18 protein-coding genes are annotated in these 20,888 nt (G+C 68.8%); 12 read left to right on the forward strand and 6 right to left on the reverse strand.

Translation table 11 applies throughout. The features are described 5' to 3' along the window. Nucleotides 1-142 precede the first annotated feature (142 nt). Nucleotides 143-1,207, reverse strand: a complete 1,065-nt coding sequence (locus tag QQY66_RS30650; RefSeq protein ID WP_301983496.1) for a S1 family peptidase — start codon at nucleotides 1,205-1,207, stop codon at nucleotides 143-145. 288 nt (nucleotides 1,208-1,495) lie between these two features. On the opposite strand from QQY66_RS30650, the gene QQY66_RS30655 reads away from it, so the two are divergent. Continuing rightward, on the forward strand, nucleotides 1,496-2,335 hold the full coding sequence (locus QQY66_RS30655) for a helix-turn-helix transcriptional regulator (protein WP_301983497.1): 840 nt from the start codon (nucleotides 1,496-1,498) through the stop codon (nucleotides 2,333-2,335). Between the two features lie 7 nt (nucleotides 2,336-2,342). Here the strand turns inward: QQY66_RS30655 and QQY66_RS30660 are convergent, their stop codons facing one another. The 3 genes from QQY66_RS30660 to QQY66_RS30670 form a co-directional block, all read right to left on the reverse strand. Beyond that, a complete protein-coding gene (locus QQY66_RS30660; RefSeq protein ID WP_301983499.1) occupies nucleotides 2,343-3,185 on the reverse strand; it encodes an FkbM family methyltransferase in 843 nt (280 codons plus the stop codon). A 134-nt stretch (nucleotides 3,186-3,319) separates the two neighbouring features. Further along, nucleotides 3,320-4,660, reverse strand: a complete 1,341-nt coding sequence (locus tag QQY66_RS30665) for an alpha-2,8-polysialyltransferase family protein (RefSeq protein WP_301983500.1) — start codon at nucleotides 4,658-4,660, stop codon at nucleotides 3,320-3,322. After that, a complete protein-coding gene (locus QQY66_RS30670) occupies nucleotides 4,660-5,646 on the reverse strand; it encodes a glycosyltransferase family 2 protein (protein WP_301983501.1) in 987 nt (328 codons plus the stop codon). Before QQY66_RS30670 ends, QQY66_RS30665 begins: the two co-directional genes overlap by 1 nt. A 198-nt stretch (nucleotides 5,647-5,844) precedes the next feature. On the opposite strand from QQY66_RS30670, the gene QQY66_RS30675 reads away from it, so the two are divergent. The 4 genes from QQY66_RS30675 (at nucleotide 5,845) to QQY66_RS30690 (ending at nucleotide 10,677) form a co-directional block, all read left to right on the forward strand. Beyond that, entirely contained in the window at nucleotides 5,845-7,188 is a 1,344-nt protein-coding gene (locus tag QQY66_RS30675) for a DUF6716 putative glycosyltransferase (protein ID WP_301983503.1), read from the forward strand. Nucleotides 7,189-7,295: 107 nt separating this feature from the next. Next, nucleotides 7,296-8,528, forward strand: coding sequence for an N-acylneuraminate cytidylyltransferase (locus QQY66_RS30680; RefSeq protein ID WP_301983504.1), 1,233 nt, complete (start codon nucleotides 7,296-7,298; stop codon nucleotides 8,526-8,528). 8 nt (nucleotides 8,529-8,536) lie between these two features. Then, nucleotides 8,537-9,475 carry an N-acetylneuraminate synthase family protein gene (locus tag QQY66_RS30685; protein WP_301983505.1) on the forward strand — a complete coding sequence of 313 codons (939 nt, stop codon included), beginning with the start codon at nucleotides 8,537-8,539 and terminating at the stop codon, nucleotides 9,473-9,475. A gap of 119 nt (nucleotides 9,476-9,594) precedes the next feature. Further along, nucleotides 9,595-10,677, forward strand: a complete 1,083-nt coding sequence (locus QQY66_RS30690; protein ID WP_301983507.1) for a hypothetical protein — start codon at nucleotides 9,595-9,597, stop codon at nucleotides 10,675-10,677. A 1-nt stretch (nucleotide 10,678) separates the two neighbouring features. Here QQY66_RS30690 and QQY66_RS30695 read toward each other — a convergent pair whose 3' ends face one another. Continuing rightward, nucleotides 10,679-11,338: a class I SAM-dependent methyltransferase gene (locus QQY66_RS30695; RefSeq protein ID WP_301983508.1), complete on the reverse strand. Its 660-nt coding sequence runs from the start codon at nucleotides 11,336-11,338 to the stop codon at nucleotides 10,679-10,681. A 490-nt stretch (nucleotides 11,339-11,828) separates the two neighbouring features. Between QQY66_RS30695 and QQY66_RS30700 the strand changes: the two genes are divergently transcribed. Then, entirely contained in the window at nucleotides 11,829-13,061 is a 1,233-nt protein-coding gene (locus QQY66_RS30700; protein ID WP_301987554.1) for a M20 family metallopeptidase, read from the forward strand. Between the two features lie 261 nt (nucleotides 13,062-13,322). After that, nucleotides 13,323-14,351, forward strand: coding sequence for a BMP family protein (locus QQY66_RS30705; protein ID WP_301983509.1), 1,029 nt, complete (start codon nucleotides 13,323-13,325; stop codon nucleotides 14,349-14,351). 169 nt (nucleotides 14,352-14,520) lie between these two features. On the opposite strand, the gene QQY66_RS30710 is transcribed toward QQY66_RS30705, so the two are convergent. Next, a complete protein-coding gene (locus tag QQY66_RS30710; protein ID WP_301983510.1) occupies nucleotides 14,521-14,862 on the reverse strand; it encodes a hypothetical protein in 342 nt (113 codons plus the stop codon). A 283-nt stretch (nucleotides 14,863-15,145) separates the two neighbouring features. Between QQY66_RS30710 and QQY66_RS30715 the strand changes: the two genes are divergently transcribed. The 5 genes from QQY66_RS30715 (at nucleotide 15,146) to QQY66_RS30735 (ending at nucleotide 20,845) form a co-directional block, all read left to right on the forward strand. Next, the gene (locus tag QQY66_RS30715; protein ID WP_301983511.1) at nucleotides 15,146-16,192 is read left to right on the forward strand and encodes a BMP family protein; all 1,047 of its coding nucleotides are present in this window, start codon (nucleotides 15,146-15,148) and stop codon (nucleotides 16,190-16,192) included. 243 nt (nucleotides 16,193-16,435) lie between these two features. After that, on the forward strand, nucleotides 16,436-18,073 hold the full coding sequence (locus QQY66_RS30720; RefSeq protein ID WP_301987555.1) for an ABC transporter ATP-binding protein: 1,638 nt from the start codon (nucleotides 16,436-16,438) through the stop codon (nucleotides 18,071-18,073). Then, nucleotides 18,070-19,197: an ABC transporter permease gene (locus QQY66_RS30725; protein ID WP_301983512.1), complete on the forward strand. Its 1,128-nt coding sequence runs from the start codon at nucleotides 18,070-18,072 to the stop codon at nucleotides 19,195-19,197. The genes QQY66_RS30720 and QQY66_RS30725 overlap by 4 nt, the downstream gene beginning before the upstream one ends. After that, the gene (locus tag QQY66_RS30730; RefSeq protein WP_301983513.1) at nucleotides 19,197-20,459 is read left to right on the forward strand and encodes an ABC transporter permease; all 1,263 of its coding nucleotides are present in this window, start codon (nucleotides 19,197-19,199) and stop codon (nucleotides 20,457-20,459) included. The genes QQY66_RS30725 and QQY66_RS30730 overlap by 1 nt, the downstream gene beginning before the upstream one ends. Beyond that, nucleotides 20,456-20,845 carry a cytidine deaminase gene (locus tag QQY66_RS30735; protein ID WP_301983514.1) on the forward strand — a complete coding sequence of 130 codons (390 nt, stop codon included), beginning with the start codon at nucleotides 20,456-20,458 and terminating at the stop codon, nucleotides 20,843-20,845. Before QQY66_RS30730 ends, QQY66_RS30735 begins: the two co-directional genes overlap by 4 nt. Nucleotides 20,846-20,888: the final 43 nt, after the last annotated feature.

Here is a 20,888-nt window from a genome sequence, read left to right on the forward strand (position 1 = left end):
AGGACGGAACCCGCGTCCCGCTGAGCGAGGAGCGGCCGGCCGGCAGCCGCAACGTCTTTCGAGGCCCACGGCTGAGGAACGAGCGTCAGGTTCGCGCACCGGGACCCGCACCGAACACCTCGGTGCGGGTCCCGTCGGCCCATCAGTAGACGGACATGCTCTTCGCGTCGAGTAGCCGCTGGACCGGGTAGTAGTAGCTCCTGCCGGCGACCGAGTCGCTGCAGGGCGAGGCGACATCGAGGGCGCCGGACGTGATGCCGAGTGCGGTGGTTCCGTAGAAGAGCGGGCCTCCGCTGTCGCCGCTCCGCAGGCAGAGTGTCGTCTCGATCATGTGCTCGCGCGTGGCGCCGTCGCTGAAGTGCATCGTCATGTCCGTCTGCAGCACCGTGCCCGACATGTCCTGGCTGGTCGCGCCGGTACGTCTGACGGTGTCCCCCACACCGGGGTTGTCCCCCACACCGGGGTAACCCGAGCGGTCGATCTGCAAGACCGTGCCGTCCCTGAGTCTGATCGTCCCGTACGGGGTGACGTCGGAGTTGAGGTAGTTGACGACCGCCCAGTCGCCGGGCCTGTCGTTCCAGTCGAGCACCCTGCCGATGTAAGTGCTTCCCTCGCCCACGTACCAGTGGTCGTTGCCTCTGGCGCAGTGCCCCGCGGTGAGCAGGTACTTGTTCCCGGTGTTGCCCTGCACGTTGAACCCCGCGCTGCAGTAGCCCGAGCCGGGATTGATCATCATGCCGCCATGCACCGGGGTCGCGGCCTCCTGCAGCGTGCCGGAGAGCCGGTCGATGCGCACGGCACCCGGGTGCGCCGCGGTGACCGCTTCGATGCGGGCCCGGTCGGCGGCCGAGACACCGTCGAAGAGCTCGACGGACACCTGGTTGGTGCTGGGGTCGACGCCCCATGCGGTGTTGCCGATCCAGCCCAGCTGGTCCAACTCGGCATGGATGGCCTTGAGGTCCCTCATGCTGTGCGCGACCAGCTTCGCTGTCCCGCCGGCATTCCGGATCGTCTCCGCGGCCGCCGCGTCGGTCACAGCGACGACCAGGCGACCGTCGGCGCGGTAAACGCCCCCGGTGCGATCGTCGCCGAGCTCGTCGGCCAGCGCGGTCATCGCCGCGCGACCGGCGGACGGTTCCGGTGTCTCGCGGGCGTGCGCGGGGGGCATGGTCAGCAGTGCGAGCAAGCAGCCTATGCCGGTCAGCATTGCGTAAGGACGTCTTCGTCTCATGAGCTCTCTTCCCTATCGGGACGACAACTTCGGTCCAGGCCAATGTGGGTGGGCCGGGTGCCGCCAGGCAGGGTTCGGACGCGCCCCTTGTGCAAAGGGCGCGAGGATGTTAATCGGACGTCTGTTCATATCGAATGATGGGGCGGACCGTGTCCAAGTGCCTTGCCGTCATGGCCTGTTGGTCTACCGGCTAGCTGGTGTCCATGACAGGTTCGCGTTACGCCGCGATGATCATCGCTCACTCTATGTGACGGGGGTGATCTGGTGTGGCGGTCCGAGCTGCGCGCGTTCCTCGGGTCCCGGCGGGCCCGGCTCCGTCCCGAGGACGTGGGCCTGGAGAGCTACGGCACCGTCCGCCGCGTTCCGGGTCTGCGGCGCGAGGAGTTGGCGCAGCTGGCGGGCCTTGGGATCGACTACTACGTCCGCTTGGAGCAGGGCCGCGTCAGACACGGGGTCTCCGACTCCGTCGTGGACGCCCTGGCCCGGGTCTTACGGCTGAGTGACACGGAGCGGGAGCATCTGTACAACCTGACCCACCCCCACCCCCACCGGCGGCGGACAGTGGCTGCCGAACGGGTCCCGACGGGTGTGCGACGGCTGTTGGACGGCCTGGACGACACGCCGGGATACGTGGTGGGGCAGCGGACGCAGCTGCTCACCTGGAACCGGCCCGCGTCGACGCTGTTCCTCGACTTCGACTCCCTGCCTGAGGCGGAGCGGAACCTCGCCCGCCTGCTGTTCCTCGACCCGTCGACACAGAAGCTCTTCCGCGACTGGGATTCGGTGGCCCGCGACACCGTCGCCCGGCTGCACCTGGAGGTCGGCCGCCGGCCATGGGACGGTGGCCTGGCGGCACTGATAGGCGATCTCTCCCGGTCCAGTGCCGCGTTCGAGGCGCTGTGGGCCGAGCAGGATGTGACCGACAGACTCTCAGGCAGCTATCGCATCGAGTCCCCCGGGCTCGGTCGCCTGTCTGTGGGTTTCTGCACGTTGGTGCCGCCCGGCGAGCCGGATCAGGCGCTGTACCTCTTCACCCCGGAACACGAGGATCCGCCGCGCGCACTAGTGGCGGCGGCGGTTGCCCGGCCCGCGACTTCGGGATGAAACGCACTCAATCGTGCGGCGTGAACAGCAGATTCCGCGTCTTGCGCGGCCGAGGCGCATACCACGGCACGAGGGTCCCGTCGGCTTCGGTGACCCAGTTGCAGTCGTAGCCGAGGGGGTTGAACTCGGAGAGGAGCGCGTCCATCTCCGCGTCCAGCAGCGCTTCCAGCATCACAGTCGGCCGGTCGCGCTTCAGTACTTGCCGGGCCCCCTCGAGGACCGACATCTCATGGCCCTCGACGTCGATCTTGATGAGGTCCAGCTTGGTATCGGCGAACACCTCGTCCAGGGACAGCAGTCGGATCCGCTTCAGCTCGGCGTCGGCGGCGGCCGCCTCCAGGGTCGAGCCCGTGGAGAGGAGGTTTCCCGAGAAGCGGACGCTGATCTCGGCCCATCCAGCCTGACTGGAGACCCCCGCCTGGTAAAGCTTGACGTTCTGGACGCCGTTCGAGCGGACGTTCACCGAGAGGCGGGCGTGGATCTGGTCCACCGGCTCGAAGGCATGGATCTTCGCCTTGGGGCTGGCGAGGGCGGCGATCATCGAGAAATAGCCGACGTGCGCTCCGACGTCGGCGATCGTCGCGCTCTTCGCGGCCAGCTGCGACCAGGTGGCGAGGCTGCCGGGCTCGTAGCCGAACTCGCCGTTCCACAAGGTGTCGAGGGCGACCGCGTCGTCGTTCACGCAGAACATGACGAACGGCGGGCAATAAGGGGAGTTGATCTCTGCGTAGCCTCTATAGGGATGCTTCTTGCGGTGGGTGACGATGATGTCGCTCGTGCTGACCGGTCGAACGGATGGTGCGTGGGCCAGCATGCGGGCATTGGCTTCGTCGAGCTGGGGTATACGCATCACGCGATGGTAGAGCCGTGGCCATCCTCTGTCACAGGCTCTGCAAAACTTCGAAAAGGCCAGGTCACGGGTGCGCGACCTGGCCTTTTTCGGGAGGACATCTTCAAGGACCCCCGTGTTCACGGCTAATTCGCTCAGCGTTTCACGGCCTTCTTCAGCGCCCGCGCCCGCCGCACCACCCGGCGTGCCGTCGAGTTGCGGGGCAGGAAGGAGAGCCGCTCCGGGATGCCGCCGGGCAGGCCCAGCGAGGTGAGTCGCTTGCGCTTGAAGTAGCGCTGGGTGCGCGGGCCGAAGTGCTCGGAGAGGTAGCGCTCCGCGACCGGGCGCAGGCTCGCGTAGATCTGCGGCTGCATGGTGAACCCTATGGCGGTGACCAGGGCCCACAGCGTGTCCGCGGGGACGGTCTCCTCGCCCTTGCGGTTCTCCAGGTCCGGCAGCACCGCGTCGGCCAGCACCGCGGGGACGCGGTTGCTGTTCTGGTACGGCGTCAGCCGCTCCAGGAGCGGCTCGGTGCCGATGCGGGCGACCGGGAGGTCGTAGAACGCGGAGGCGGTGAACAGCGCCGTCGAGAAGCAGCCGACGACCAGCCCGGGCCGGGACTTCTCGAACAGCACCTCGGCGAGGACCGGGGAGTCCAGGACGGTCAGGTCGACGCCGAGCTTCTCGGCCTCGGTCTCCAGGATCCGGCTGTAGCGGGCCGGTGCGGTGGGGTGCGGCTTGAAGACGATCGAGCGGTGCCCGCGCGCCACGGCTCCGCGCATCATCCGCACGTGCAGCTCCTCTTCCTCCTTGGGGGAGAGGATGTTCAGCGCGGACAGGTACTGGCCGAGCAGCAGCGCCGCGTTGTCCGGCAGAACCGGCAACTCCGGTACGACGCCGCCGAGTCCGCTGAGCACCTTCAGGAACGCCGGCGCCGGCACGACCTGCGCCGGGACGTCGAACTCGGTCAGCAGCATCGGCGTCAGACCGGGCACCAGGTCCAGGTGCAGCAGGCGCCGTACCCGGGTGCCGACCAGCGGGTCCAGCTTGTTGCGGGTGGGGCCGTAGCTCATCAGGCCGTCGGCGTACACGTCGATCGGGGCGCCGGTGAACAGCTGGGCCAGCGTGAGTGCCGGGCTGACCTGGATGGACTCCAGGACCAGCTCCACCCGGTCCTCGCCCAGGCCCCACAGCAGCCGCAGATACCGCTCGAACAACGGGATGTCGTCCGGGCGGGGCGTCCAGGCCCCGGGGTGGAAGGGCTTGATGGCCTCGTTGTAGGACAGCACGCCGTCGAAGTGGTCGCGCAGCGACTCGAAGCCCGGCATCTCGTCGACGGCGGGCGTGGTCTCCGGCGTCCCGGCGTTGTTGAACACCAGCAGCAGCCGGCGGTCCGCCTCGGCGAAGCAGTCCGAGTCGATCGCGGCGGCCAGCGTGGCCGCTCCGTACAGCGTCGAGGCGCAGAAGATCTGGGTCGTACGGGAGGACGAGGACATCAGGCGGCCGCCTTCGCAGTGGTGACCCGGCGCCGCAGCCGCCGCAGCTTGCTGGCCCGGCGCAGGTCCATCGTGTCGAGCACATCGACGAGCTGGTCCTGCGGCATGCGCTTGATCGCCGCCGCGGACCGGATCCGCAGCTGCTTGGCCACCTCCGGCTCGAACTTCTCGATCTCGGACAGGTGGTGGGCGATGATCGCGCAGTACGTCCGCACGGCCTTCGGCAGCAGCCGGTCGGCGTCCCGGTCGGCCGCCGTCTCCTCAATCACCTGGTCGAAGGCACGAATGAAGTCGAGTTGACGGACGTCACCGATCTGAGTGAGAGAGGAAGCGACCCCGCGCCGGTAGAAGACACCCAGCAGACCGACCACGGCGAACGACTCCGCCTCGCGGTGCAGCTTCCAGATCCACGGCCGGTCCTCGGCGGTGCGCAGCCCGTGGGTGAAGTGCAGCAGTCCCTTGTCCAGCAGACGGCGGTGGTAGGCGCCGGCCCAGGCGTAGGCGTAGTCCACCGAGGTCGAGCGGTCGGCGGGGAGGATCGCGTCGCGCGGGTTGAGCACCTCGTTACGGCGGCCGTGCGGGTGTCGGTGCACCGAGCGGGCGCGGGCGGTGGCCTGGACGTGGTCCGTCCGGATGAAGTCGCAGCCCAGCTCCTCGATGGCCGAGACCAGGTCGGAGAGGTAGCCGGGGGCGATCCAGTCGTCGCCGTCGAGGAAGGTCAGGTACTCGCCGGTCGCCGCGTCGAGGCCCGTGTTGCGCGCGGTGGCCAGCCCTCCGTTCTCCTCGTGGCGGATGAAGCGCATCTGGGCGACGTCCGAGAGCTCCTCGGCGGCCCGTTCGAGAATCGCGGGGGTTTCGTCCTTGGATTTGTCGTCTACCAGGATGAACTCGAAGTCGCGCCTGGCGTTCGCGCGCAGGCTTCTGAGCATGTCGGGGGCGTATTGCTGCACGTTGTAGAACGGCACGATCACGGAGAGCTTTGGCACCTGCGAAAGCCTAGAGGGCTCACCGGCGGCAGAACTTTCTGGTGATCGTACTACAGGTGAACTCAGTGTGTCGGAACGGTGCATACCATGTACTTCCGCAGGTCTGACGGGCCAGTTCGGTTGTCGTGGTGCTGTTGTTAACCTTTTGTTGAGTCGCGGTTGGGCTATACATAGGAAATGCTTCCTAGCGTCTTCGACGTGCCAGCAAGTACAAGCAAGCCCCCGCGGATCGCCGTGCTCGCGGACTCCGACACCCGCTGGAAATGGGGTGCCCTGACCGCGGGTCGTATCGCTCCGGGCCCGTCCATGGAAACCGGACCGCGAGGCGACACGCAAGTTGCCCCTGCCCTGAGCGGTTTTCTGCTACGCGGCCGGGCCACCCCAACCGCCCGCCAGCTGGCGGAAGTCGGCGTCCAGGCCGACTCCCTGCGGGAGGTGACAGCCGTCGAGTTCCTGCGTGCCATGGACCAGGAGGAGTACGACATCGTCGTGCTCGCTCTCGTCGGCGGTGGTGTCCAGGCGATGCTGCACGGCCTCAAGCGGGTCTGGGAGGGCCGCCCCAAGCGTCCCGTCGTCGTCACCGGCTATGTCGGCGTCGTCTACGAGAAGCTCGCCGACGGCCTCCTGCTGCGGCACGGTGCGGACCTCGTCCTCGCCAACTCCCGCCAGGACGCGGACCGCTTCCGGGGTGTGTACGACGGTGTGGGCGCCGACTCCTCGTCGGTCACCGAAGTCGCCCTGCCGTTCCTGGGCGGCGCGGCCTACACGGGTGAACACGAGCCGTACACCGTGGTTTTCGCCGCGCAGCCCTCGGTCCCCGAGAGCCGCAAGGACCGTACGTACCTGCTGGACCGGCTGATTCAGCACGCCCGCAAGCACCCCGAGCGCGAGGTGCTGCTCAAGCTGCGCTCCAAGCCGGGCGAACACACCACGCACATCGAGGAGTTGCCGTACCAGAAGCTGGCGCAGAAGACCGATCTGCCCGCCAACTTCCGCCTGGTGTACGGGCACATGGGCGAGGTCCTCGACCGCACCGACCTGATGGTCACGGTCAGTTCCACGGCGGCGCTGGAAGCCCTGCACCGACGCATTCCCACGGTCATCCTCACCGACCTGGGTGTACGCGAGATGCTTGGCAATCACCATTTCGTGGGGTCCGGCTGCCTCGCCTCCTGGGACCAGCTCGACGAGGGACACCGGCCCACCCCGGACGAGGAGTGGGTGTCCCGGCAGGGCGTCGCGGCCGACGGCACGTATGAGACGGCGTTCGACGCGGCCCGCGAACGGATCGCCAAGCTGCTCGCCTCGCCCGAACTGCCGCCCCTCACCCCGTACTACACACCGGCGACCGCGCCCGGCTATCTGCCCGGCATACTCGCCCGCCACCACCTCGGCCCGGACGGCAGTCCGCTGCCCGGTGCGCCCGCCGCGGACAAGGAGCCCGGACCGGTCCGGCAGATCGTGCGCCGGGCGGCGCGCGGCGCCTACCGGCACGGCGTCCAGCGGGTCGCGCCCGTGATCCGGCGCATGGGGGAGCTGTGAGCGACCCGACCGGGGCGCCGGGACGCGTCCCGCACCCCTCGCGAGCAAACGCGGGGCCTTCGCAGGACAACCAAGGCCCTTCGCAAGAAGTCCAAGGAGTTATGTCCATGACCAACTCGCAAGCAGACCGAGGTGCTTCGGTGCGCCGGGTGCTCGCTGTGATCCCCGCGCGTGGCGGCTCCAAGGGCGTGCCCGCGAAGAACCTCGCCCCCGTCGGGGGCGTGCCGCTGGTGGCCCGCGCGGTACGCGAGTGCCGTGCCGCACGACTGGTGACCGACGTCGTCGTCTCCACCGACGACCAGGCGATCGCGGCCGCGGCCCGGCAGGCGGGCGCCGAGGTCGTGCTCCGCCCGGCCGCCATCGCCGGCGACACGGCGACCTCCGAGGCCGCCGTGCTGCACGCCATGGACGCGCACGAGGCGCTGCACGGGTCCTCGGTGGACGTGGTGATGCTGGTGCAGTGCACCAGCCCGTTCATCGCCCGGGAGGACGTGGACGGCGTCGCCGCGGCGATCGTCGACAACGGCGCGGACACCGCGGTGACCGTGGCCGCGTTCCACGGGTTCATCTGGCGGGACGGCGACGAGGGCGCGGACGACGGCGGCCACGGCGTCAACCACGACAAGTCCTTCCGCCCGCGCCGCCAGGACCGCCCCCAGGACTTCCTGGAGACCGGCGCCGCCTACGCGATGGACGCGGCCGGCTTCCGCAAGTACCAGCACCGCTTCTTCGGCCGCACCGAGCTGGTCCGCACGGACCCCGCCCGTGTGCTGGAGATCGACGACCACCACGAGCTGGCGCGGGCCCGGGCTCTCGCCCCCCTCTTCGACGCGGACCGCCCCGGTTCGCTGCCGACCGCCGCCGACATCGACGCGGTCGTCCTTGACTTCGACGGCACCCAGACCGATGACCGGGTGCTGATCGACGCCGATGGAAAGGAGTTCGTCTCCGTGCACCGCGGAGACGGCCTCGGCATCGCGGCCCTGCGCAAGTCGGGCCTGAAGATGCTGATCCTGTCCACGGAGCAGAACCCGGTGGTCGCCGCCCGGGCCCGGAAGCTGCAGATTCCGGTCCTGCACGGCATCGACCGGAAAGACCTCGCGCTGAAGCAGTGGTGCGAGGAGCAGGGCATCGCGCCTGAGCGCGTGCTCTACGTCGGCAACGACGTCAACGACCTCCCGTGCTTCGCCCTCGTGGGCTGGCCCGTGGCGGTCGCGAGCGCCCACGACGTCGTGCGCGGCGCCGCACGCGCGGTCACCACCATCCCCGGTGGCGACGGCGCGATCCGAGAGATCGCCAGCTGGATCCTCGGCCCCTCTCTCGATTCCCTCACCAAGTAAGGAAAACCATGAGCACCAACACCCGCATCCGTTCGTTCGGTTCGCGCGAGGTCGGCCCCGGCAAGCCCGTCTACGTCTGTGGCGAGATCGGCATCAACCACAACGGTGAGCTGGAGAACGCCTTCAAGCTGATCGACGTGGCCGCCGAGGCCGGCTGTGACGCGGTGAAGTTCCAGAAGCGCACCCCGGAGATCTGCACCCCGCGCAACCAGTGGGACATCGAGCGCGACACCCCCTGGGGCCGGATGACCTACATCGACTACCGCCACCGCGTGGAGTTCGGTGAGGACGAGTACCGCCAGATCGACGAGTACTGCAAGTCCAAGGACATCGCCTGGTTCGCCTCCCCGTGGGACACCGAGGCCGTCGCCTTCCTCGAGAAGTTCAACGTCCCCGCCCACAAGGTCGCCTCCGCGTCCCTCACCGACGACGAGCTGCTGAAGGCGCTGCGCGCCACCGGCCGCGCGGTCATCCTCTCCACCGGCATGTCGACCCCGAAGCAGATCCGCCACGCGGTCGAGGTCCTGGGCTCGGACAACATCGTCATGTGCCACGCCACCTCGACCTACCCGGCGAAGGCCGAGGAGCTCAACCTCCGCGTGATCAACACGCTGGAGAAGGAGTACCCGAACGTCCCGATCGGCTACTCCGGCCACGAGACCGGCCTGCAGACCACGCTGGCCGCGGTCGCGCTGGGAGCGGTGTTCGTCGAGCGCCACATCACCCTGGACCGCGCGATGTGGGGCTCCGACCAGGCCGCCTCCGTCGAGCCGCAGGGCCTCACGCGCCTCGTCCGTGACATCCGCACCATCGAGGCCTCCCTCGGTGACGGTGTCAAGAAGGTCTACGAGTCCGAGCTGGGCCCGATGAAGAAGCTGCGCCGCGTCACCGGCGTCGTCGCCGAGGCGGAGATCGCCGCCGCCGCGGGCGAGCCGCTCCAGGTCTGATCCCCCTCAGACAACGATTCGGGGCGGACACCGGCCGGTGTCCGCCCCGAACGCCCCCCCAGAACGCTTAGAGTTCGCAGCGCGCAGACAGCGCCTTACGACGGGACGGTCGTACGCCGATGAGCCCCCGTGCCGGGTCAGCCGGCCTGAAGACTCTCGCTTTCGTGGAGAGTCCGGTACAGCTCCTGAACGTGCTGGAGTGGGCGCATGCCCAGGCCCCGCACACCCAGGAGGGCCCCGACGCGGGGCTCACCCTGGTGGTCCTGTCCCCGATCGACCCGATGACCCGCGGCCAGCTGCGACGCATGTCCGAGCTGGCCCGCCAGGAGGGCCACGAGGTCCGCTGGGAGGAGGCGCGGGGCGGCGCCATGGCGCCGTTCCAGACCATCGGCGGTCTGACGGGCATGCTCCGCCGGGCCGACCGGGTCGTTCTGGGCGACCCCTTCTCCCGTTACGTCCAGCTGCTGCTGACCATCACCAAGGCACGTGACCTGGTGGTCGTCGACGACGGCACGGCGACGATGGAGTTCGTCGCCCAGCTGGCCAGCGGTGAGCGCCTGGTGCGCTGGCACCGCAAGGGCGGCCGCCCCGGGCCCAGGGACCTGATCTTCGCCCCCGTGTCGTCCTCGGCCCGCCGCCGCCTCACGCCCAGCGAGAAGCGCCGGGTGGAGATCTTCTCGTCCATGCCGATGGAGGAGACCCCGGCCGGAGTGACGGTCACCGCCAACACCTTCGCCTGGACCCGCTTGCGCTTCGGCCGGCCCCGGATCACCAAGGGCGCGGACATGGTCGGCACCTCGCTGGTGGAGACCGGCGTGGTGGACGGCGACCGCTATCTGGAGGCCGTCCGCTCCCTCGCCAAGGCCCATGGCGCCACCCGCTACTTCGCCCACCGCCGGGAGAGCACGGAGAAGCTCCACCGGCTGGCGGTCGAGACGGGACTGGAGATCGTACGGCCGGACCTTCCGCTGGAGCTGATCGCCCGCCGGGGCCCGATCGGACGGACGATCCTCAGCTTCCCCTCCACCGTCGTGCACACCCTGCCGCTGGCCCTGTCCGGCACGGAGGTCCGGGTCGCCGTGTGCGACATCGACCCCGCCTGGCTGACGGAGAGCGCCTCGCCCCGCGCGCAGGGCTTCCTGTCCGGCGTCACCGGGACGGCGCGGGACGTGCACCGGCTGTCGGCGGTCACGGCTGTGTGAGTCACTCCTGCTTGCGGGCCAGGACGAACGCGCGGGGGCGGGTTTCGTCCTCGTGCGGTTCGCGTACGACGCGCGCGCGGACGTCGAGGCCCGCCTTGGCCAGGTGGTCCGCCACCGTCTCCGGCGTGCGCCAGTAGCAGTCGAGCGCGATCTCCTGCCCGAAGCGTTCCGTGAGGCGCTCGGAGCCGTCGTGGTCGCCGGTCTGGAAGGCGAGCAGCACATGGCCGCCGGGGACCAGGACGCGATGGAACTCCGCGAACGTCGTCGGCAGGTGCTCGTCGGGGATGTGGATCAGTGAGTAGAGCGCGACGATGCCGCCCAGGGTCTCGTCAGGAAGGTCGAGCGACGTCATCGAACCGACGTGGAAGCGGAGTTCGGGGTACGTCCGGGTGGCCAGCGACACCATGCGCGGGGAGATGTCGATGCCGAACACCGGCAGGCCGAGGTCGTTCAGGCGGGCGGTCACGGCACCCGGGCCGCTGCCGATGTCGGCCACGGGATGCGGCGCGGCGCCCTTCACCAGGTCGGCGAAGCCGGTGAGCAGGGCCCGGTCCAGGGGCAGGTCGGCCAGATGGTCGGCATGACGGTCGCTGTACGGGCCCGCTATGGCGTCGTACGAGGTCCGGGTCGCGTGGAGGAAAGCGGGGGTTTCGGGGTTCACGGGGCGCACGCTAGTGGCGGCGGGCGGGGTCGGGGGCCCGGTTTGGCTGACCGCTGCTTGTCCGGTGCCGGCTGTTTTCCCGGGCGCCCGCTCGCCGATCGCGTTCCGGCTACTCCCTTGCCGGTCGCGGGCGTGCTGGTGGTGGTGTGGTCGCGGGGGCGTGGAGTGGCCGTCGTGCGCCGGATGGAGCTGCGGTCGGGGGGCCGTGGGGGCGCGGTCTGGGCCCAGGCCGGGCGGGGTGCGCCGGGCTCGGGCCGCCGTTCCGACAGGTGAACAGAACCGCCGGGGGCGCGGCGGGCGTGGTATCCGTGGAGAGTGGGTAACCGGGATCTCATGATCCACTCGGCCGGAAGTCGGGCGAGTGTACCCATCTCAGTCGAAAGCCATGCGTCTGGCGGCCAGATTTTCTTCCCCTAACGGGCTGAACTTTTGTTGATCGTGGGTCAGTTGGCCACCCGGGCGTCCTACCCTTCAGAGGGTGAAGCAACTGATGTCACTGGAGTCCGAGGCCGATCTCCCCGGGGAAGCCGTGCTTGACGGCACGCTGCCCGAGGCGCTGCGTGCCGAACTCGTCGCCTTCCGGCGCGACTTGCACATGCACCCGGAGCTCGGCAACCAGGAGTTCCGGACCACCGCGGCGATCAAGGCACGGCTCGAGAAGGCCGGCCTCGCCCCGCGTGTGCTGGCCATCGGGACCGGGCTCGTCTGCGACATCGGTGACTGGGACGGCGTACGCCCCATGCTCGCGCTGCGCGCCGACATCGACGCGCTGCCCATTCCGGACACGAAGAGTGAGTGCTCGTACCGCTCGACCGTGCCCGATCGGGCGCATGCGTGCGGGCACGATGTGCATACGACCGTGGTGCTGGGCGCCGGGCTCGTGCTGGCCGAGCTGCACCGGCAGGGGAAGCTGCCGCGGCCCGTGCGGCTGCTCTTCCAGCCCGCCGAGGAGGTGCTGCCCGGTGGTGCCGCCGATGCCATCGAGTGCGGCGTGCTGGACGGCGTGGGGCGGATCATCGCCGTGCACTGCGACCCCCGGGTGGACGCGGGAAGGATTGGGCTGCGGCACGGGGCCATCACCTCGGCGTGCGACCGGCTGGAGATCGCCCTGGACGGGCCCGGTGGGCACACTGCTCGGCCGCATCTGACCACTGATCTCGTGACCGCGGCGGCTCGCGTCGTCACCGATGTGCCCGCTCTTGTCTCCCGGCGGGTCGACTCCCGCAGCGGGCTCGCCGTGACCTGGGGACGGGTCGAGGCCGGGCACGCTCCGAACGTCATCCCGCAGCACGCCGAACTGTCCGGGACCGTGCGGTGCCTGGACATCGAGGCGTGGCGGCAGGCGCCGGACATCGTGCATGCGGCGATCGATGAAATCGCCAACCTGTACCGGGCCAAGTCCGAGATCAACTACGTGCGGGGCGTGCCGCCCGTCGTCAACGACGCGGGTGTCACCGAGTTGCTGCGGGAAGCCATGGTCGCGCGGCGTGGCGCCGAGGCCGTGGAGGACACCGAGCAGAGCCTCGGTGGCGAGGACTTCTCCTGGTACCTGGAGCATGTGCCGGGGGCCATGGCCCGGCTCGGGGTGCGGACGCCGGGGGAGCGGACCGTGCGCGATCTGCATCAGGGGGACTTCGACGCCGACGAGTCGGCGATCACGGTGGGCGTGGAGCTGTTCACCGCGGCCGCGTTGCTGGACGGCGCTCCTGAGCAGGAGGCGTGAAGAGGGCGCCCGGATGGTGCCCTTTCGTACCCTTGTGTCACCCTGGTGTAACCGGGGGCGCACAGACGTAACCCGGGTCGGCACGAATCGATAACGGCCACCTGTAAGTCCGTTCCCCTCCCCTTCTACGCGCGTTACTGTGCGCCAAATCGCCACCTGAGGCGGCTGATCGGGGAAGCGGGCCGGCGACGGTGCCGTGGGAACGAAGGGGTGCTTGCTGTGCGTCGGATATCTCGGAGGACGAGGTTCTCCCAAGCAGTGGTGACCATCTCGGTCATCGCACTCGCCGCGGTCGGCTGTGGCGAGTCCAGCAAATCGGCCGGTGGCGGTGAGACGGAGTCCGGCAAGTACTCCGGCAAGGGCATCGGCCTTGCGTACGACATCGGCGGCCGCGGTGACCAGTCGTTCAACGACGCCGCGTACGCCGGCTTCGAGCGGGCCGACAAGGAGTTCGGCATGGGCGGCCGCGACGTCCAGCCGAGCGACGGTGAGTCCGACGCGGACAAGGTGCAGCGCCTGGAGGAGCTCGCCAAGGCCGGCTACGACCCGGTGATCGGCGTCGGCTATATCTACGCGCCTGCCATCAAGGAGGTCGCCCCCAAGTACCCGGACACCACGTTCGGCATCATCGACGACGAGACGGTGAAGGCCGACAATGTCGCCGACCTGGTGTTCCATGAGGAGCAGGCGTCGTACCTGGCCGGCGTCGCCGCCGCCGAGACCACCAAGAAGAACCACGTCGGCTTCATCGGCGGCGTGGACATCCCGCTGATCCACAAGTTCGAGGCCGGCTTCAAGCAGGGCGTGCAGTCCGTCGACCCGAAGATCAAGATCGAGTCGCAGTACCTGACCGAGACGCCCCAGGAAGGTGGCTTCTCCAGCCCTGACAAGGGCAAGGAGGCCGCCAGTGGTCAGATCGAGTCCGGCGCCGACGTCATCTACCACGCGGCCGGTCTGTCCGGTCAGGGCGTGATCTCCGAGGCCGCCGCCAACAAGGTATGGGCCATCGGTGTCGACTCCGACCAGTACAAGCAGAGCGCGCTGGCCAAGTACAAGGACTACATCCTCGGCTCGGCCCTGAAGAACATCGGCGGTGCCGTCTACGACCTCGCCAAGTCGGTCCACGAGGGCAAGCCGCTCAGCGGCGTCGTCCGAGGCGACCTGGAGTCCGGCGGTGTGGGCTTCGCCGACTCCAACCCGAAGTACAAGGCGATGACCGACGTCGTCGCGGCCGTGGACAAGGCCAAGCAGGACATCATCGACGGCAAGGTCACCGTCAAGACCCAGTGACCGCCTGCGGGCGCACTGCTGAGCAGTGGCCTGCTGCGGGTGCGGGCACGCCGCCCGGCATCGACAACGTCGGCCTTCAAGCCCGCAACCAGGGCTTGAAGGCCGACCTCACGCGAGGCCCCGCATCACCCGACAGCGTCCTGGCGGGTTACGGAACGCGCTCGTCGTGTCAGGGCGTGTCCGTCTCGACGCTGACCCTGTACACCTCGACACCGGTGTTCCCGGGGTCGGTACTGCAAACGGCCTTCGAGGTCTGCCCCTTGCGGGTGTCGACCCAGGCGCCGTATCTGGTCGCCTTCGTGCCGCGAGAGTCCATGCACACCACCTTCACCCGGTGGGTGTCGAAGCGGGTGACGCCCCCGGTGCACTTCGCGTAACCGGTCCCCTGGTTGCTGGATATCCAGGTGCTGCAGTTCGTCGCGGCCATGGCGGGCGTCGCCACACCGACGACAGTGCCTGCCAGGACGACGCCGACCCCTACAGAGGTGGCGGCGAGCTTCTTGAGTTTCATGGTCCTCCCCGTTGATCTCGGTGAGATATCACGCAGATGGTCTGACCTGCTGGGATGCGCATCTCCATCCCGGATCCTGCCAAGAAAGACCGGCGGAAGATCGAAGCTGGAAAGATCTTGGGTGAGTCATGGTCTGGTACATGACATCCCAGGGGTCGTTCATGGGGTTCGAAACGGTCGGATAACACTCTGGCAAGGTGGGGTTCTCCGCCATGTCTACGCGCGTTACGCTGCGGCGGAATTAGCGCCTGGTGTAGGCGCTTGCACTAAGGAGTCTCGTTCCATGCGCCGGGTGTCCCGTATCGCGGTAGGCGCTGCAACCGCAGCCCTTGCCCTCACCGTCTCCGCTTGTGGCAGCAGCAGCACGTCCAGCTCATCCGCCGAGGGCGGCAAGAGCCAGGGCATCGGTCTCGCCTACGACATCGGCGGCAAGGGCGACCAGTCCTTCAACGACGCCGCGTTCGCCGGTCTGGAGAAGGCCGACAAGGAGTTCGGCTACACCAGCCGCGACATCGAGCCGCAGGACGGCGAGGCGGACGCCGACAAGGTGCAGCGCCTCGAGCAGCTGGCCAAGTCCGGCTACAACCCGGTCATCGGCGTCGGCTACGTCTATGCGCCGGCCGTCAAGGAAGTCGCCGCCAAGTACCCGAAGGTGACCTTCGGCATCGTCGACGATGATCAGGTCAAGGCCGACAACGTCGCCGACCTGGTGTTCCATGAGGAGCAGGCGTCGTACCTGGCCGGTGTCGCGGCGGCCAAGGCCACCAAGAAGAACCACATCGGCTTCATCGGCGGCGTGGACACCCCGCTGATCCACAAGTTCGAGGCGGGCTACGTCCAGGGCGCGCAGTCCGTCAACCCGAAGATCAAGATCGAGAAGCAGTATCTGACCGAAACGCCCCAGGAGGGTGGCTTCTCCAGCCCCGACAAGGGCGAGAGCGCCGCCGAGGGCCAGATCGACGCCGGGGCCGATGTCGTCTACCACGCGGCCGGCCTGTCCGGCCAGGGCGTCATCAAGGCCGCCGCCTCCCGCAAGGTGTGGGCCATCGGCGTCGACTCCGACCAGTACAAGCACTCGGCGCTCGCCAAGTACAAGAACTACATCCTGACCTCCGCCCTCAAGAACGTCGAGGGTGCGGTCTACGAACTCGCCAAGTCCGTCCAGGACGGCAAGCCCGAGACCGGCGTGATCCGCGGTTCTCTCGACAACGGTGGCGTCGGACTGTCCGACTCCAACCCCGTGTTCAAGAACGACGCCGACATGCAGGCGGCCATCGAGAAGGCCAAGAAGGGCATCATCGACGGCACGATCAAGGTCAAGACCTCCTGACGGGCCTGACCTCAGGGCGCCGTAATTGAAGCGTTACGGCCACGGAACGGGGCACGGGAAGGATGACGTCTCCGCGCCCCGTTCGCGCGGCAGAATGCTCGGAACGGATCGAGAGCGAATCGAGATCGATCAGGTCCGGGCACTATTTAAAGCAGGGGCGCTACGCGCATAGAGTGGCCCCTTTCCCAAGGAGAGTGCGCCATCGACGCGACCAGCAGCCCTCCGCTCACCGCCCAGTCGACGATCGCGGTCGAGCTCGCGGGCATCACCAAGCGATTTCCCGGTGTCGTCGCCAACCACGACATCCACCTGACCGTCCGAAAGGGCACGGTCCACGCCCTCGTCGGCGAGAACGGCGCCGGTAAGTCGACCCTGATGAAGATCCTCTACGGCATGCAGAAGCCGGACGAGGGCACCATCGCGGTCGAAGGCGAGCAGGTGAGCTTCCACAGCCCCGCCGACGCCATCGCCCGGGGCATCGGCATGGTCCACCAGCACTTCATGCTGGCCGACAACCTGACCGTGCTGGAGAACGTGGTGCTGGGCAGCGAGAAGCTGTACGGCATCGGCGGCGGCGCCCGCAAGAAGATCAAGGAGATCTCCGACCGCTACGGACTGAGCGTCCGCCCGGACGAGCTGGTCGAGAACCTCGGCGTCGCCGACCGCCAGCGTGTCGAGATCCTCAAGGTCCTCTTCCGCGGCGCCCGCACCCTCATCCTCGACGAGCCGACCGCGGTGCTCGTCCCGCAGGAGGTCGACGCGCTCTTCAGTAACCTGCGTGAGCTCAAGGCCGAGGGCCTCGCCGTCATCTTCATCTCGCACAAGCTCGGCGAGGTCCTCTCCGTGGCCGACGAGATCACCGTCATCCGCCGCGGCACGACGGTCGGCACCGCCGTCCCCGCCGAGACCACTCCGCGTCAGCTCGCCGAGATGATGGTCGGCAGCGAACTGCCCACCCCGGAGACCGCCGAGTCGACGGTCACCGACCAGCCCGTCATCGAGGTCGGCAACCTCACCGTCTACGCGGTCGGCGGCGCTTCCCTCGGCGTCGAGGCCGAGCCCGCGGCTGCCGGCGTCACCGGCATGGTCGCCCCCAGCATCACCGCCGCCGGCGAGGTCAAGCGCGTCCTGGACGACGTCACCTTCACCATCCACGCCGGTGAGGTCATGGGCGTCGCCGGCGTCGAGGGCAACGGCCAGACCGAGCTCATCGACGCGTTGATCGGCCTGAAGAACGCCGACTCCGGCGAGATCCGCTTCCTCGGCGAGGACATCACCCCCTGGCCCACCCGCAAGCGTCGCGAGCAGGGCGTCGGCTACATCCCCGAGGACCGCCACCGCCACGGCCTCCTCCTCGAGGCCCCGCTGTGGGAGAACCGCATCCTCGGCCACGTCACCGAGAAGCCCAACACCAAGGGCAGGCGCCGCTTCTGGCTCGACCCCAAGGGCGCCCAGGAGGACACCCGCCGGATCGTCGAGGCGTACGACGTCCGCACCCCCGGCATCGACGTCACCGCCGCGTCCCTCTCCGGCGGCAACCAGCAGAAGCTGATCGTCGGCCGCGAGATGAGCCACCAGCCCAAGTTCCTGATCGCCGCCCACCCCACCCGGGGCGTCGACGTCGGCGCGCAGGCCGCGATCTGGGACCACATCCGCGAGGCCCGGCGCGAGGGCCTGGCCGTGCTGCTGATCTCGGCCGACCTGGACGAGCTGATCGGCCTGTCGGACACCCTGCGGGTGATCTACAACGGCAGGCTGGTCGCCGATGCCGATCCCGCCACCGTCACCCCGGAAGAGCTCGGCTCGGCGATGACCGGCGCCGCCTCCGGTCACCTTGAGCACGTCGAGGAAGAGAGCGCCCCGGAGGACGAGGCCCGATGAAGAAGTTCGACAGGGAGCGCGTGCTCCTGGCGGTGGCCGGTCCGGTCATCGCGCTCGTCGCGGCGATCCTGCTGACCTCGGTCGTGCTGATCGCCTCCGGCAAGAACCCGTTCGAGCCCTACTGGCTGATGATCGAGCAGGCAGGGTTCTCCGACGTCCAGGTGCTGATCATCAACCAGGCGTCGCTGTACTACCTGGCGGCGCTGGCGGTGGCCATCGGCTTCCGCATGAACCTGTTCAACATCGGCGTCGACGGCCAGTACCGCCTCGCCGCGATGATGACCGCGGTCGTCGGCGCCCATGTCGCCCTGCCCTCCGTCCTCCAGATCCCGCTGCTGCTGCTCGTCGGAGCGCTCACCGGCGCTTTCTGGGCCGGTATCGCGGGCCTGCTGAAGGTCACCAGGGGCGTCAGCGAGGTCGTCGCCACGATCATGCTCAACGCCATCGCCACCAGCCTGATCGGCTACCTCACCCTCGACAACATCTGGGGCGTGCAGGTCGGCAACAACAACACGACCGGCGAGATGAAGGAGTCCGGCTGGGTCCCGGGCATCGACCTCGGGCCCGATGTCGGCGAGATCTACGGCCTGGTCTTCCTCGCCGTCCTCATGGGCGTCGCGTACTGGGTCGTCCTCAACCGCACCCGCTTCGGCTTCGACCTGCGCGCCACCGGCGCGTCCGAGACCGCCGCCGCGGCCTCCGGGGTCGACGCCAAGAAGATGGTCCTCACCGCGATGATCATCTCCGGCGCGGTCGCCGGCCTGTCCGGACTGCCCCTCCTGCTGGGCGACGCCCACACCTACAGCCTGAGCTTCCCGACGGGTCTCGGCTTCACCGGCATCACCATCGCCCTGCTCGGCCGCAACAACCCCGGCGGTATCGCCTTCGCCGCCCTGCTGATCGCCTTCCTCGACAAGGCCTCTCCCGCCCTCGACTACGCCACACCGGAGGCGTACGAGAAGGAGATCGCCACCATCATGCAGGGCCTGATCGTCTTCGCGGTCGTCATCTCGTACGAGGCCGTACGGCAGTGGGGTCTGCGCCGCCAGCAGAAGCGGGTCGGCGCGGAGCTCGCCGCTGAGGCCGCCAACAACAACGCCCCGAAGAAGGAGGTGACGGCCTGATGACCACCGACACCATCGCCAAGCCGCAGGCGAAGCAGCCCGGCAGGGGCGGCCGCCGTATCTCACTCCCGGTACTCCTGCTGATCATCGCGGGCGTGCTGGTACTCGTCTCGATCGTCCGCCTCATCACCGGCGCGGACGGCATCACCTCCACCGGCCAGATGTCCACCGCGCTGCGCCTGGCCGTGCCCATCGGCCTCGCCGGACTCGGCGGTCTGTGGGCCGAGCGCGCGGGCGTCGTCAACATCGGCCTCGAGGGCATGATGATCCTCGGCACCTGGTTCGGCGCCTGGGCCGGCTACCAGTGGGGCCCGTGGACCGGAATCGCCTTCGGCATCATCGGCGGCGCCCTCGGCGCGATCCTGCACGCGGTCGCCACGGTCACCTTCAACGTCAACCACATCGTCTCGGGCGTGGCCATCAACATCCTGGCCCTCGGTACGACGCGCTACCTGTCGAAGTTCACCTTCGAGAACGCCCCGCAGGGCTCCTCCAAGCAGTCCCCGCCCATCGAGTCGCTCGGTCAATTCGACATCCCAGGCCTGTCCAGCGCGCTGGAGACCCTCAACGGCAAGCACTGGTTCCTGATCTCGGACCTCGCGGGCCTGGTCGGCGGTCTGGTCACCGACCTGTCGCCGCTGACGGTCATCGCGGTGGCGCTGATCCCGGTCACCTGGTACGTGCTCTGGCGCACCTCCTTCGGCCTGCGCCTGCGCTCCTGCGGTGAGAACCCGGTGGCGGCGGAGTCCCTCGGCGTCAACGTCTACAAGTACAAGTACATCGCCGTGATCATCTCGGGCGGCCTGGCCGGCCTCGGCGGTGCCTTCCTGTCCATCGTCGCGTCCAACGTCTACCTCGACGGCCAGACCGCCGGCCGCGGCTACATCGGCCTCGCCGCGATGATCTTCGGTAACTGGATGCCGGGTGGACTCGCCCTCGGCGCAGGTCTGTTCGGCTACACCGACAGCCTCAACCTGCGCGGCGGCACGACCAACGTCCACGCGCTGATCCTGCTCATGGCGATCCTGCTGGTGTTCGGAGCGGCGTACCAGGTGTGGAAGAAGAAGTACGTCCCCGCCGCGATCGTCGCCGCGGTCTCGGCCGTCATGTTCGTCTGGTACGCGGGCACGGATGATGTGCCTCGTCAGGTCGTGACCGCTACGCCGTATGTCATCACCCTGCTGGTGCTCGCCCTGTCGGCCCAGCGCCTCAGGATGCCGAAGGCGGACGGCCTGCCGTACCGGAAGGGACAAGGCAAGTGACCGTCGACTGGGAGGCCCTGCGATCGGTGGCGAGGGACGCCATGTCCCATGCGTACGCCCCCTACTCGGGCTACCCGGTCGGCGTCGCAGCCCTGGTCGACGACGGCCGCACGGTCTCCGGCTGCAACGTCGAGAACGCCTCGTACGGGCTGGGACTGTGCGCCGAGTGCGGCTTGGTCTCGGAGTTGCAGCGCACCGGCGGCGGCCGGCTCACGCACTTCACCTGCGTGGATGGCAGGGGCGACATCCTCGTCCCGTGCGGCCGCTGCCGACAGCTGCTGTACGAGTTCGGCGGCCCGGACCTGCTCCTGGAAACCCCGGCGGGAATCCTGCCGCTGTCGGAGATGCTGCCGCAGGCCTTCGGGCCGGGGCACCTCACCGAGTAACTCCCGTGCGGCCCCTCTGAACCGGCTCAGAGGGGCCGCGCAC

The sequence above is a fragment of the Streptomyces sp. DG2A-72 genome, assembly GCF_030499575.1.
GTDB lineage: Bacteria > Actinomycetota > Actinomycetes > Streptomycetales > Streptomycetaceae > Streptomyces.